This is a genomic window from Acinetobacter sp. YH12231, assembly GCF_013417755.1.
Taxonomy (GTDB): Bacteria; Pseudomonadota; Gammaproteobacteria; order Pseudomonadales; family Moraxellaceae; genus Acinetobacter; species Acinetobacter amyesii.
In genome coordinates this window covers 147,880-160,122 of record NZ_VPDJ01000009.1, presented here as the reverse complement: position 1 = coordinate 160,122, position 12,243 = coordinate 147,880, and the positions used below count along the sequence as shown (strand labels likewise).

The 12,243-nt window shown below is 38.8% G+C and carries 13 protein-coding genes, 1 rRNA gene and 1 riboswitch; of the genes, 6 read left to right on the top strand and 8 right to left on the bottom strand.

Going from position 1 to position 12,243, the window contains the following annotated elements; translation table 11 throughout:
* The first annotated feature begins 14 nt into the window (after positions 1-14).
* A 5S ribosomal RNA gene (gene rrf / locus FTV11_RS07225) occupies positions 15-129 on the top strand.
* A 250-nt stretch (positions 130-379) separates the two neighbouring features.
* Entirely contained in the window at positions 380-820 is a 441-nt protein-coding gene (locus FTV11_RS07220) for a hypothetical protein (RefSeq protein WP_180009496.1), read from the top strand.
* A gap of 84 nt (positions 821-904) precedes the next feature.
* Here FTV11_RS07220 and FTV11_RS07215 read toward each other — a convergent pair whose 3' ends face one another.
* From FTV11_RS07215 to FTV11_RS07190, 6 genes are all read right to left on the bottom strand, one after another.
* Positions 905-1,489, bottom strand: a complete 585-nt coding sequence (locus FTV11_RS07215; RefSeq protein WP_180005579.1) for a lytic transglycosylase domain-containing protein — start codon at positions 1,487-1,489, stop codon at positions 905-907.
* A 334-nt stretch (positions 1,490-1,823) separates the two neighbouring features.
* Positions 1,824-2,309 (bottom strand): GNAT family N-acetyltransferase, encoded by a 486-nt coding sequence (locus FTV11_RS07210; RefSeq protein ID WP_180009505.1) that lies wholly within the window; start codon positions 2,307-2,309, stop codon positions 1,824-1,826.
* Between the two features lie 88 nt (positions 2,310-2,397).
* Positions 2,398-3,597, bottom strand: a complete 1,200-nt coding sequence (locus tag FTV11_RS07205; protein WP_180009497.1) for an acyl-CoA dehydrogenase family protein — start codon at positions 3,595-3,597, stop codon at positions 2,398-2,400.
* Positions 3,598-3,626: 29 nt separating this feature from the next.
* Complete coding sequence (locus tag FTV11_RS07200; RefSeq protein ID WP_180073653.1) at positions 3,627-4,913, bottom strand: acyl-CoA dehydrogenase family protein; 1,287 nt, start codon at positions 4,911-4,913, stop codon at positions 3,627-3,629.
* A 241-nt stretch (positions 4,914-5,154) separates the two neighbouring features.
* The gene (locus FTV11_RS07195; protein ID WP_180041466.1) at positions 5,155-6,528 is read right to left on the bottom strand and encodes an AarF/ABC1/UbiB kinase family protein; all 1,374 of its coding nucleotides are present in this window, start codon (positions 6,526-6,528) and stop codon (positions 5,155-5,157) included.
* A 158-nt stretch (positions 6,529-6,686) separates the two neighbouring features.
* Positions 6,687-6,992, bottom strand: coding sequence for a hypothetical protein (locus FTV11_RS07190; RefSeq protein ID WP_078191029.1), 306 nt, complete (start codon positions 6,990-6,992; stop codon positions 6,687-6,689).
* Positions 6,993-7,301: 309 nt separating this feature from the next.
* Here FTV11_RS07190 and prmB point away from each other — a divergent pair, with 309 nt between their 5' ends.
* The 4 genes from prmB to FTV11_RS07170 all read left to right on the top strand — a co-directional run bounded on the left by prmB (position 7,302) and on the right by FTV11_RS07170 (position 10,345).
* Positions 7,302-8,312, top strand: a complete 1,011-nt coding sequence (gene prmB, locus FTV11_RS07185) for a 50S ribosomal protein L3 N(5)-glutamine methyltransferase (RefSeq protein ID WP_078193871.1) — start codon at positions 7,302-7,304, stop codon at positions 8,310-8,312.
* Positions 8,313-8,325: 13 nt separating this feature from the next.
* Complete coding sequence (gene aroC, locus FTV11_RS07180) at positions 8,326-9,420, top strand: chorismate synthase (protein ID WP_168378684.1); 1,095 nt, start codon at positions 8,326-8,328, stop codon at positions 9,418-9,420.
* A 408-nt stretch (positions 9,421-9,828) separates the two neighbouring features.
* Positions 9,829-10,167: a GNAT family N-acetyltransferase gene (locus FTV11_RS07175; protein WP_180026296.1), complete on the top strand. Its 339-nt coding sequence runs from the start codon at positions 9,829-9,831 to the stop codon at positions 10,165-10,167.
* Positions 10,133-10,345: a hypothetical protein gene (locus tag FTV11_RS07170; RefSeq protein WP_180026295.1), complete on the top strand. Its 213-nt coding sequence runs from the start codon at positions 10,133-10,135 to the stop codon at positions 10,343-10,345. The genes FTV11_RS07175 and FTV11_RS07170 overlap by 35 nt, the downstream gene beginning before the upstream one ends.
* Positions 10,346-10,447: 102 nt before the next feature.
* Here FTV11_RS07170 and FTV11_RS07165 read toward each other — a convergent pair whose 3' ends face one another.
* Positions 10,448-10,975, bottom strand: a complete 528-nt coding sequence (locus FTV11_RS07165) for a hypothetical protein (RefSeq protein ID WP_180073646.1) — start codon at positions 10,973-10,975, stop codon at positions 10,448-10,450.
* 174 nt (positions 10,976-11,149) lie between these two features.
* Positions 11,150-11,923: a hypothetical protein gene (locus FTV11_RS07160; protein ID WP_180073645.1), complete on the bottom strand. Its 774-nt coding sequence runs from the start codon at positions 11,921-11,923 to the stop codon at positions 11,150-11,152.
* 229 nt (positions 11,924-12,152) lie between these two features.
* Positions 12,153-12,243: riboswitch (glycine riboswitch) on the top strand.

Genomic DNA, 12,243 nt, shown 5'->3' with positions numbered 1-12,243 from the left:
GTCATAACAGTTGTGCTGGCGACAATAGCAAGAGTGAACCACCTGATCCCTTCCCGAACTCAGAAGTGAAACCTCTTAGCGCTGATGGTAGTGTGGGGTTACCCATGTGAGAGTAAGTCATCGCCAGTTCATTATTCGAAACACCCCCTGATATCTCAGGGGGTGTTTTTTTATGTGGGGAAAAAGGGAAGAAAAAAATAATAAGAAAAGCAGAAGAAAAAACAGGGAAATGATAGATATTTAAAAAGAATAAGGCCGATCAACAATAAACTCGTCTAGAACTCTTTTATATCATTTAAAATGTTTTGCTAATGAAAATGTGTAATAAATCAATATAATAAAATCGTTTGTCTCTTTAATAATATATAGGGTATTTAAGATGTTTTTAAAAAAATTATTAGCTACAGTTTTATTTGCATTTGTTTCTTTCAATACTACAGCCGGTGTGTATCAGGGTAAACTAAGTGAATGTTTGGTAAATAAAATTTCAGCAAAAGAGAGTCAGAACTTAACAGCTTGGATTTATTTGGCATTTTCAGCACATCCAGAAATTTCTAAATATAGTAAAGTAACGCCAGTTGAGATACAAAAAATTGATAAAAATATGGCTATTCTATTTCAAGATTTATTTACTAAACGTTGTAATGCTGAAATCAAAGCTGTTACAGAAAATGAAGGAACAAATGCTCTAGGTAAAGCATTTGAACTATTGGGAAATCGTGCAGCTGAAAATCTGATGAAAAATCCAATTGTTGAAAAACGTATTGCATCATTTGCGCAATATTTTGATGAAGATAAAATGCGTCAATCTATGAAATAATTGAAGAGATTAGACCTAACAAAATTTATCCTCTTAAGCTTAGTTAGGTCTATATGGTTAAATAAAAGATTAAATTTTTAGAAATTATAAGGAACTTTTTAAATTATTTTGATGTTCTTTAACTTGTTTTGCATAACGTTTGCCTTGTTTTTTCATTTTTCGATTGGTGTTATAAGCAGTAGGTCCGACATTATAGTAGGCTAAAGCTTTTGGAATACTACCTGCCGCATTTTTATATTTAGTTAAAATAAATGACCCACAATTAATATTGGTTAATTCGTCATATAAATCCCCAGGGCATGTTGCTTGCCAATAACGTGGCATCACCTGAGTTAAACCGACTGCACCTGCAGGAGAACTGACATAAGGGCGGAAAGTTGATTCTTGGCGAATAACGGCAGCCAGTAGTAAAGGATCTAAGTTGTATTGATCGGCAGTTTGCACAATGTAGGGTGACACTCGATTTGCAGTTTCAGGATTGACTGAATAGGCCTTTTGGATCCCTGATGAAAGTTTAACTGCACGTTTTTCTACAGAGCCACCACCTAGTGATGAACATCCAGAAATCAGGGTTACAGATATAATAACAGTTGAAAACTTTAAGCTGTGAGCGTTTAGGAGCGACGAAAGACGAGTTGAAAGGCGAGTTTTATTCAGTACATTCTGCATTTATATTCACTTTAAAATAATCATGGCTAAGTGTAATTTCTAAAGCGATATTATGAACTGGAGACTTAGAGGTCAATATTTTCTTAAGATGCTCTGTACAGTGAAATTGTAAGAATTGATGGAAATGTACTCAAATTACATGATTTTTTAAGTGAAGAGAGAAAAACAGATCGTGTTAATTGAGTCAGTATTTCTCTCTTTACATTCTTACTTAAGATTGTGGGGCATTCAAATCCCGAGAACTTTAGTTATAAAAAACTAGAATATCCACTCATTAAATATCCCTATTTGGAAAAGCTATAACTCTTTTCAGAGGTATTAGTGGAATCTGAGTTTAAAGCGTTTTAAGCATCCAAATTTCGCATGCTTGGCTATGACCTGTATTGCCCTTGGGAGCTTGTAAGTGTTGAAATCCTACTTTTTCATAAAGTTTCACTGCTTGCCCAAGTGTATGTGTAGTTTCTAAATAACACGCTTTAAAATTATGATCTTTGGCGAATTGAAAACAAAGTTCTAAAATATCTTTGGCTAAGCCATGACCACGTAATTCAGGCATAAAATACATTTTTTGGATTTCTAAAATGCTTGAGTCTCCAACTAAAGGAGAAAGGCCCCCACCACCTAAAATTGTACCGTGTTGATTTTCAATAACCCAATATTGTGCATTTGCTTGCGTATAGACGTGATATAAATCATCTAAAATTGGATCTGCAACGGCAAATCCTGATTCAGGTGCTAATCCAAATTCTTTGGAAACTGTGCGAATGACATTGGCAATGCTTACATTGTCTTCAAGTTGAAGTGGTCGGATCTGAAACATAATCATCGAAAAACAAAAAGATGGATTGTTTATAGACTGATCCTATAAAAAAATCCATCTCTAAGTTTAAAATTACTCAAGCAAAAAATTACTTTAATTCGCTTGAACTTTTACCCAGTTCACGACGTGCAACGATTAATTGTTGAATTTGCTGTGTGCCTTCAAATATATCGAGGATTTTTGAATCACGTGCCCATTTTTCTAATAATTCATCTTCGCTATAGCCGACAGCCGCTGCGAGTTCTACACACTTTAACGTGATTTCATTACCTACACGGCCTGCTTTTGCTTTAGCGATGGATGCTTCACGTGAGTTTGGTTTTTTGTTGTCGGCCATCCATGCGGCTTTGAGCATGAGGAGACGTGCTGCTTCCCAGTCTGCTTCCATTCGATATATTTGTGCAGCAATATTCGAGCTTTGTAAGATCGGTGTTGAATACTGCTCATCTAATTCATCTTTAAAGATTTCTTTAATTCGCTCTAAAGATGCCTTGGCACAGCCAATAGCCATCGCGGCAACGAGTGGGCGAGTATTATCAAAAGTTTCCATAACCCCAGCAAAACCCTTTGCTACATCAATTTCAGCATTGCCTAATAAGTTTGCAGCAGGGACACGACAATCTACAAAGCTAATGGCAGCCGTATCAGAAGCTTTAATACCCAATTTATGTTCTAGGCGTTCTACAGTCATGCCCAGCGTACCTTTTTCAACAACAAAGGATTTAATCGCTGCACGGCCTAATTTTTTATCTAGCGTTGCCCAAACCACCACGGAATCAGCACGCTCACCCGAGGTGACAAAGATTTTTTCCCCATTGAGAATGTATTCATCGCCATCTTTCGTCGCTGTTGTCCGAATAGCAGCAGAATCAGAGCCGCAATTGGGTTCTGTAATGGCCATAGCGGCCCAAGTTCCTTTTAAGCGTTCTAGTTGTTCATCATTGGCTACTGCTGCAATAGCCGAATTTCCAAGCCCTTGTCGAGGCATACTGAGCAACAGGCCTGTATCTCCATAGCACATCTCGATGATACTGAGGGCTGTCGACATATTGACACCGTTTTTATTACCAGTGTCTGTGTCACCACGTTTATTGACGGCAGCACCTGCATTCATGCCATCTCCGCCATCATTCATACCGTCGACGAGGGAAGATAACATGTCTAACTCTTTAGGATAGGCATGTTCGGCTTTGTCATATTTACGTGAAATAGGACGTAGAACATTTAATGCGACTTCATGGGCTTGGTCGATCAGCAATTTAAATTTTTTCGGATTTTGTAAGTTCATGGACATTTCCTTGTTTTTATTTTGCTGAATTAAGCATGCAAGCCAGATTGAAGAATCGCTGTGGCACGTAAGTCTCGATACCAACGTTCTACGGGATGTTCTTTGGTAAAGCCGTGACCACCTAATATTTGCACGCCATCGGTCCCAATTTTCATCGATTTTTCAGCACATAGCACGCGAGCTAAATAGGCTTCACGATGAAAAGGCTTGCCGGCTTCGGCTAGGCTTGCTGCATTGAGGATGAGCATATGCATGGCATCAATTTCGATTGCCATATCTGCAATCATAAATGCCACACTTTGACGGTGCGAAATTGGCTCTCCAAAAGCTGTACGTTCGTTTGCATATTGAATGCAATATTTTTTGACTGCAGTTGCGGTGCCAACAGCCATGGCACACCACATTAAGTTGCCAAGATCGATAAATGAGGTGTAATTGAAATCTTGATCTCCTAAGCGTTGGGCAGGGGTCTGATCAAATTTTAAAGTTACCGTTTCAGTGGCTTTCAAACCCATAGCAGGTGTTTTTTTTGCGCTAATGCTCTGGTCGCGTTGCACAATAAAAACTTCAGGCTGTCCATTGAGCATGGCACTCACTAACAGCACATCTGCCTGTTCGCCTAGAAGGACTAAGGTTTTCTCCCCACTGATTTTATACTGCTGGCTATCAGCAATCGCGTGAGTTTTAAGTTGATAGGGATTAAATGCCGCTGTTGCCTCTTGAACCGCAAAGCTTGCACGTAGGGCTGAATCATCTGCAAATGCCGCTAAGTAGGTTGCTTGAACAGATTCGGAACCCCATTGGGTAATGGCGTTGATACAGCTAAACGTCGACAGTAAACCTGCTGTTAAACTAAAGTCACCTTCAGCCAATTGTTCAGCAATTAAGATATTGCTAATGATATTTTTTTCTGCCGCGACGCCACCCAAATCTTCAGGTAAGGCATAATAATTTAGACCTAGATCTTGGATATGTTGCCATAACGCTTCAGGAAATCTTTCCTCTTGATCGGCTTGATGAGCAAGTGGATACAAGACTTCTGTGGCAAACTGCTGCATCGCATCAGCAGTCATTTGTTGTTCTTCAGTCAGGTTTAAATCAAATAATGATTTTTGTTGATTAGGCAAACGTTGCTTATGCACATCTTTGTTGGTCTGAAATGCTTTTTGCGTCTGGCTCAGGGTTTTAAAACCAGCTTTTGAGCTTTGATACAAAGATTTTTCAACAAATTTGCGCAGTTTAAACTGATCGAGTACATCACTTCCGGCAATTTTAGTTAAAAGTGAGAGTCCAAATCCTTGTGCCTTGTTTACCATATTGGTCATTGTTGTTTTCCATTTGCGTTGTTCTTATTTAATGCTGACATGCCAAAGATAGAAAAACCATGTCATAAATGACATGCATGATTGTCAAAGATAAACGGCGCGCTTAGGCGATTTTTGATAGCTAAATGATTAATTAAGAATGAAAAAGTAAAAAATCTAAAACGGTTTGTTATTTTAAAATTGACTTGGCTGACATTTGAGTCAGCCAAGTTTTAAGGTCTGTATTGAATGATTATTGATATTTTTGAATCATACGACGAACATTGGTTTTTGCTTCAATGACGGTCATAAAGGTATATGCACCGATAAATTTACGGCTAATAAACATAAACTCTTTAGGTGGAACTGAGAAATAGCGAGATGCCATCGATTTTGACGCTTGTTGCATCACACGGCTATGTAATTGGCTTTTTTTCCAGTCATAGCGTTGTTGTTCGTCCATAACACCAGCAGGGATGTTTGGGTTATTTTCAGTGCTACTAAATGCCTCTGTCGCTAACAAAAAGACTTTAGCCATATCAGGTTTAATACTTTGTGGAATACCATCAAAGAACTCATAACCTGTCATCGCTTTGACCATTTGCTCAGAGCTGTGATGGTAACCCGCGGTAATCAAATTACGCGCAACGCCTAATAGATGCTCATCAAACTGACGGATCGCACCAAAGTCGAGGAGTACGATTTTATCTGGTACATCCGCACCATTGCCCAAACGCACCAAATAGTTTCCGAAGTTAGGGTCGGTTTGCATTTCACCCCATTCAAAAATTTCGCGTACGGCAATTTCAAGTGATGCTTCACCTAAGGCGTTACGGCGCTCTTGAGGAAGTGACAGCATTACTGGGCTGTTAATCGGTACACCACGTTCAAAAGTCATACACAGTACTTGAGGTGTTGAATAACTTTCAATGATTTGCGGCACGATATAGCGTGGGTCTTCTTTTAAGCGTGCAGCAAAACGGCGAGTGGTGTCTGCTTCAATTTTATAATTTACTTCACGATGCATCATTTCACGAACTTCATCAAACCACTGATCAAATTCACGGGTTTGAGGAACCATTCGTGTCAGTTTGAGCATGTTTTTGAATAGATTCATATCTGAATCGATTGCATCTGCCACACCCGGATACTGGATTTTTAAAACCAGTTCTAAACCATCAGATTTACGTTTTGCACGATGAACTTGTGCCAAAGATGCTGTACCAAGCGGCTCATGATCAATCACGAGATCATCAAGTTTTGAGCCAAGTTGATTTTGTAATTGTACTTTGATGGCTGGCCATGCCAATGCGACTGTTTGATTGTTAAGGGTATTGAGGGCTTGGGTGATTTCTTCAGGTAGAAAATGTTCACCATACAACGCCATCATTTGCCCAATTTTTACAATTGAACCTTTTAATTTACCAATTTCTGCGACGAGATATTCAGCCTGATCTTTCATGGCTTTTTTACGCTTTTTCTCTTTTTCTTCTTCACTCGAAAAAATAGAAGTGGCGTTTGATGCTGCCCAACGAGTTCCCGCAAGTAGCGATGCCTTTGCGATAGATAAGCGTCGATCCATAGAAGACGTTTTCAAGTGTTTGAGCTTATCGTTCTGATCTGACATGTAAATTAAATCCTTTAATCAGCAATTCGCAGAAAAATACATTGTAGCTAATTTTAACGTTTCTTAACGTATTAAAATAGTTCAACTTACTGAATATGCAGTAAGCATTTGCAAACTTAAGCAAGATGCCACGTAGACAGGCACATTGGAAAAGAAAACTATAAACGATATTTGATTTTTACCGTATCGTTTTGCATCAATGCGGCTTTATGTTCTTCAATATGTTGATGAATAAGATGTTGGACAGATTCGTCTTTAAATCCGGCAGCATAACCTTTGACAATAATAATGCTCGGTAAGCTAAAAAATAGGGTACGTGCGTTTTCTAGACTCGCATCAGGGAAAACTTGATGTTCGATCAGCAGTTGCTGAAAAAATGCCTTTTCAGTTTGCACGTTTAAAGACTGAGTGTCTTCCCAATAGCTTTGACGCATAGCCATGAGGTTATTGTGCTTATAGCTCATTGGAGCTCCGCATTTAAAATTTAACTGTTTGTATGGGGATGATTTTAAGAAAATAAAGCTTAGGATCAAGTACAAATTGCTAAACAATTGAGCTTGAATTGGTTTTTATTCGTAATTTTCATCTAATTAGATTTTATAGAATGCTGAAAGGCATAAAGTACACATTTCATTTCAGCGAATGTATCAGACCTCATATATACGGTTATGAAATGCTTTCAAGCGGTGAATAATGCCGTATTTTTATTATAAATAGCATTAAAACAAGGTATCATAGGGCGTTTAAAAAATTATGAACTGGAGACGCCTTAAGTGGATCGACCGACTATTAGCCCTGAACATTTACAGGAAGCAGCTGAAAACCTATCTACAATTCGTGATTATATCCGCTTTGGGGTAACAGCTTTACGTCAATATGATGCCCACTTAGGACAAGGTACAGAAGACTATTTTGCTGAAAGCTCAGCATTGGTTTTACAAACGTTATCTCTAGATTGGAATGCAGATGCGGAAATCTTAGATGCGAAATTATTGCCAAGTGAAGTTGCAGAATTTTTAGCATTGTTAGAACGTCGTATTAATGAAAAAGTTCCGACGTCTTATTTACTAAACTTGTCATATTTCTTTGGTAAGCCATTTTATGTCGATGAACGTGTACTAATTCCACGTTCTCCAATTGCAGAGTTAATTGAAAACCGTTTTGCACCTTATTGTTTAGGCGAAAATGGCGAGATGGGTGCTGCAGTTAATAATCTACCTGAAAATGCCAATCCAAAAACTCCTCAGCGCATTTTAGATATGTGTACGGGTTCGGGTTGTATCGCGATTGCCTTAGCTTATGCATTCCCAGACGCTGAAGTTGATGCAACAGATTTATCTAAAGATGCACTTGAAGTGGCACAAATTAACTGTGAACACCACAATAAACAATATCAAGTGGCATTACTCGAGTCTGATTTATTTGCCAAAATTCCAGCAGAAAATCAATATGATTTGATCGTGTCGAATCCACCATATGTGGATGCTGAAGACATGGCAGATTTACCAGAAGAATTCCACCATGAACCTGAAATGGCGCTTGCTGCGGGTCAAGATGGTTTGGATCTTGTACGTAAAATGTTGGCACAAGCTGCAGATTACCTGACTGAAGATGGCTTAATTGTGATCGAAGTGGGTAACTCTGAATGGGCAATGCGTCAAAACTTCAATACCGTTGATTTTTACTGGTTACAGTTCCAAAAAGGCGGTACAGGTATCTTTGCATTGACTGCTGCTCAATGCCGCGAATACCGAGATTTATTCATTCAATCTGTTCAAGCATAAGGAGTCGTTTGACATGGCAGGTAATAGTATAGGGCAACTCTTCCGTGTAACGACTTGTGGTGAATCTCATGGCGTTGGTTTGATGGCCATTGTGGATGGGGTTCCACCGGGTATTGAACTGACTGAAGCCGATTTGCAAAAGGATCTGGATCGTCGTAAGCCGGGCACATCTAAGTTTGCGACTCAGCGTAAAGAACCCGATGAAGTTGAAATTATTTCAGGCGTATTTGAAGGCAAAACAACCGGTACATCGATTGGTCTATTGATCCGTAACACAGATCAAAAATCAAAAGATTATGGCAACATCGCGCAAACCTTCCGTCCGGGTCATGCAGACTATACGTATACACATAAGTATGGTTTTCGTGATTACCGTGGTGGTGGCCGTTCGAGTGCTCGTGAAACTGCGATGCGTGTTGCTGCGGGTGCGATTGCTAAAAAATTCTTGTTTGAGAAATTCGGCATAGAAATTCGTGGTCATGTAACCCAAATTGGTACCGAAAAAGCAGAGAAATTGGACTGGAATGAAGTTCCGAATAACCCATTTTTCTGTGGTGATGCAGATGCCGTCCCACGTTTCGAAGCTCTCGTAACGTCACTTCGTGAACAAGGAACGAGCTGTGGCGCCAAACTGGAAATTATTGCGACGCAAGTGCCAGTCGGTTGGGGCGAGCCTGTATTTGATCGTTTAGATGCAGATATTGCACATGCCATGATGTCCATCAATGCTGTAAAAGGTGTGGAAATTGGTGATGGCTTTGGCGTTGCTGAGCAGTTTGGTCATGAAACCCGTGATGAGTTAACTACGGATGGTTTCTTGGCAAACCATGCAGGCGGCATTTTGGGTGGTATTTCGAGTGGTCAGGATATTCGTGTTGCGATCGCCTTGAAACCAACAGCTTCCATTACTACGCCGGGTAAAACCATCACGATTAATCGTGAAGATACAGATGTGTTGACCAAAGGTCGCCATGATCCTTGTGTCGGTGTTCGTGCGACACCAATTGCAGAGGCGATGTTGGCAATTGTGCTTATGGATCACTTCATGCGTAACCGCGCACAAAATGCGGATGTAGTCGCACCATTTGCCCCAATTGAACCCAAGTGAGGAAACAAAGCGCTGCTTTGTTCCGAACGCGGTTGGTGAGTAGCGTTAGCGAGTCACAGTAGATAAATAACAAAGCGTTGCTTTGTTCCGAACGCGGTTAGTGAATAGCGTTAGCGAGTCACAGTGGATAAATAACAAAGCGTTGCTTTGTTCCGAACGCGGTTAGTGAATAGCTTTAGCAAGTCACAGTGTATAAATAACAAAGCGTTGCTTTGTTCCGAACGCGGTTGGTGAGTAGCGTTAGCGAGTCACAGTGGATAAATAACAAAGCGCTGCTTTGTTCCGAACGCGGTTGGTGAATAGCTTTAGCAAGTCACACTGATGAGAAAATTGCATAAAAAAACCAGACAATTGTCTGGTTTTTTTATTTCGGTAAACTAGGCCTATGAAAATAAATAGCAAAAAAATATGAATATACGAAATGCTTTACTTGGTGATATTCAGCAGCTTGAAAGCTTAATGAATACAGCCTATCGGGAAAATCATCCCAAGAGTTGGACGACAGAACATCATATTGTTCGAGGAAATCGAATAAATGTGTCTCAACTCAGTCAACTCTTACAAAAAAGGGATTTTCATTTATATGTGATTGAGTCGGTACATGCGCAGATCATGGGGTGTATTGGTATTCAAATGCAGGGGAAGAGCTGTGAAATTGGTCATTTTGCAATTCATCCAAATGAGCAAGCTCAGGGCTTAGGAAAAAAAATTATTGCAATTTGCAGAACAGCAAGCGATGTTGATTGAACCCAATGTTGAAGAATTTGTGATGTATGTGATTGATCGGCGTTTAGAATTAATAAAATATTATCAACGACGTGGCTATAAGCTTACAGATGAAAATCAAGCCTATCCTCTTCATCTAGAGGTAGGTCAACCGATTTGTGAACTGACAATTAAACAATTAATTAAACGAATAAAATAAAGACCATGTGATGCATTTGATCAATTTATAAAGCGAGATGAATAAAAAATCCCCAAAAAACATACACTAACTTTTGGGATTTTGATTTTAGACTATTTGGGCTTAAGAGTAAGCACGTAAAAATAGTCGGTAGGCATCTGATGATTTTTGGTTTTTTAGCATATAGTGTGCGATTTCACCTTGGTTGGTATTCATAATCACCGCAATATCTTTTGCGTCACAGAATTGTTTAAGCACAGTATCTGGAATCATCACGGTATTAGAAGAATCAATCACATTTGAATTATCTAAGCGACGATAATTTGTTTGACCAATTGCAGGATAAGACAAAACTTTGCCGTCAATCACAAAAGATATTTCATTCATATCAAGCTGCTGTTGATCATAAGAGTGCAGTGAAAGCGCATACTCACCTTTGTTCTTTTGCCAATCAATTGCAAGTTCAGGACATTTTTGCCCAGCCTCACACAGTAATTGACCTCGAGTAATGGTTCGTTGGATCACTTTGCTGTTTTCAACGGTATTCACACCATTTAGCTTCAAGGTTCTTGTTTCAGGTTTATTTTTAGGTACGGTAATACAACCTGTGAGTAGTAGGAGTGTAAATCCTAGAACTAAATAATTTTTCATGTGTTTTTCCATGTTAGCGTTATTTTTATAAGCAATATTTATTTTGGCGCATATTCACACAGAAAAACAAAAAAGTAAAATACATCACACTTTTCTAGTTTTGTTTGAGCACTGCTTTGATATAAGTGGTCGATATTCAAATAAAAAATATTATTAAGTGATGTAAATCTTATTTCATTGAAATTTAGATAACTTAAGTAAGATCTGTGATTTTGCGCTATCAATCTGCTCGGGATTGGTTTGTCGAGACAATTGGTCACGTGGTTTTTCGCCTAAAAAATATTTGATCCGTTCAGCATTCGCACCCGATGGATGGGGAAGTCCTGCTAAAATCTGCTGATCTTTTAAATAGCCTAAGCTGCTTACATAATTTAAAACCTCATCTACACCTTTGCCTAGCGGAATATAAATTGCGTTCGGAAGCTGTTGAATCATAGGAATAAAATAATCATCAATATGTTGTTTTAATAATTCATTTTTCAACATTGCGGGCGTTGAGCCTGCATAATTTTTTCCATTGACCAAAATACATTGCTGTAAAACCGAACACATTTGCACCATATCTTGATGATTGCTAAATAGCTCTGCAGTGGTCTGTATGCCTAATTGATTCTGTAATCCAATATGATCTAGCAGTTGAGTTAAATTTTTACGAATAGGACCACTAAAAGCACCACTATTCTTGGCAAGTTTAAGTATGTTTTCCTCAGATAATTGCTGCTCTACGCCGTCCTTCGCTGCAATTAATGCATTACGCCATTGTTGTTGGCCTGGGCAGATGCCGACGATGACCACTTTTGCATCATGATTTATGGCCTCGAATGGTGCATAAAAACTTTGAACAGGTCCCAGAGTCTTAAGAAGGAGTAAATCACTTTGGGTTAATTCTTCAATAGAATGTGTTTTGATCACAGATGCAAAGCGAGAGAAAAGCGTATAATCCGACATAAAACTTCAATCTTTCTAGATATAAATTTCATTTAATATTTTAAACCTTTATTTTAAAGATGAAGTATTTAGGTTTAGAAAAAATGATTTTAAATTTATAACCTAACAACTTAAATCGATATAAAAATAATATTTAACAATATTGACCCAAACAGGACTTGAGATTTGGTACAAATATTGCTCATATCTAACTAAGGCAATACCAAGATGAATGCCGAATAAAAACGAATGGATGATTGCAGGAGAGAAGCACAGATCGTGCTCGCCGAAGGAGCAAGTTCCCCCAGGAAACTCTCAGGCAAAAGGACTGTAATCATATA

Excerpts from the sequence above, each read along its gene's own strand:
- FTV11_RS07215 (WP_180005579.1), bottom strand. The coding sequence starts at position 1,489 with ATGCAGAATGTACTGAATAAAACTCGCCTTTCAACTCGTCTTTCGTCG.
- FTV11_RS07200 (WP_180073653.1), bottom strand. The coding sequence starts at position 4,913 with ATGGTAAACAAGGCACAAGGATTTGGACTCTCACTTTTAACTAAAATT.
- FTV11_RS07220 (WP_180009496.1), top strand. The coding sequence starts at position 380 with ATGTTTTTAAAAAAATTATTAGCTACAGTTTTATTTGCATTTGTTTCT.
- FTV11_RS07160 (WP_180073645.1), bottom strand. The coding sequence starts at position 11,923 with ATGTCGGATTATACGCTTTTCTCTCGCTTTGCATCTGTGATCAAAACA.
- FTV11_RS07195 (WP_180041466.1), bottom strand. The coding sequence starts at position 6,528 with ATGTCAGATCAGAACGATAAGCTCAAACACTTGAAAACGTCTTCTATG.
- FTV11_RS07190 (WP_078191029.1), bottom strand. The coding sequence starts at position 6,992 with ATGAGCTATAAGCACAATAACCTCATGGCTATGCGTCAAAGCTATTGG.
- FTV11_RS07210 (WP_180009505.1), bottom strand. The coding sequence starts at position 2,309 with ATGTTTCAGATCCGACCACTTCAACTTGAAGACAATGTAAGCATTGCC.
- FTV11_RS07205 (WP_180009497.1), bottom strand. The coding sequence starts at position 3,597 with ATGAACTTACAAAATCCGAAAAAATTTAAATTGCTGATCGACCAAGCC.
- FTV11_RS07175 (WP_180026296.1), top strand. The coding sequence starts at position 9,829 with ATGAATATACGAAATGCTTTACTTGGTGATATTCAGCAGCTTGAAAGC.
- aroC (WP_168378684.1), top strand. The coding sequence starts at position 8,326 with ATGGCAGGTAATAGTATAGGGCAACTCTTCCGTGTAACGACTTGTGGT.
- FTV11_RS07165 (WP_180073646.1), bottom strand. The coding sequence starts at position 10,975 with ATGAAAAATTATTTAGTTCTAGGATTTACACTCCTACTACTCACAGGT.